This is a genomic window from Methylophaga sp. UBA1464, from assembly GCF_002325665.1.
GTDB lineage: Bacteria > Pseudomonadota > Gammaproteobacteria > Nitrosococcales > Methylophagaceae > Methylophaga.
The window spans coordinates 1-325 of record NZ_DCSO01000054.1 but is presented as its reverse complement, the minus strand read 5'-3'; the positions used below and the strand labels follow the sequence as shown (position 1 = coordinate 325).

General features: G+C 41.8%; 1 protein-coding gene. It reads left to right on the top strand.

Going from position 1 to position 325, the window contains the following annotated elements; all coding sequences use genetic code 11:
* The first annotated feature begins 93 nt into the window (after positions 1-93).
* Entirely contained in the window at positions 94-312 is a 219-nt protein-coding gene (locus B3O33_RS06675) for a PP0621 family protein (protein WP_292361712.1), read from the top strand.
* Positions 313-325: the final 13 nt, after the last annotated feature.

The following is a 325-nucleotide window of genomic DNA, read 5'->3' as shown; positions in this document are numbered from 1 at the left end:
GCGAGCGTAAACGCGCTTCACGCGGCTAGTTCTATCGTTAACTGATCAAGAAAGGGTATCCTATATCGGATGCCCTTTTTTTTGAGGTAAACCATGCGAATTTTGATCCTGCTGGCGATAGGCCTGCTTTTATATGTCATTTTCCGGAATTTATACCGGCAGATAAAAAATGAGAGGCGAATCGAGAAAACAGAAAAAATGGTGCGCTGTGAACAATGTGGCTTGCATTTGTTAGAGCAGGAAGCAATACAGAAAAATCAGCATTATTTTTGTACTACCGAGCATCTTGAGGCTTATCAGCACCAAAAATAATGGCTGGCGAATA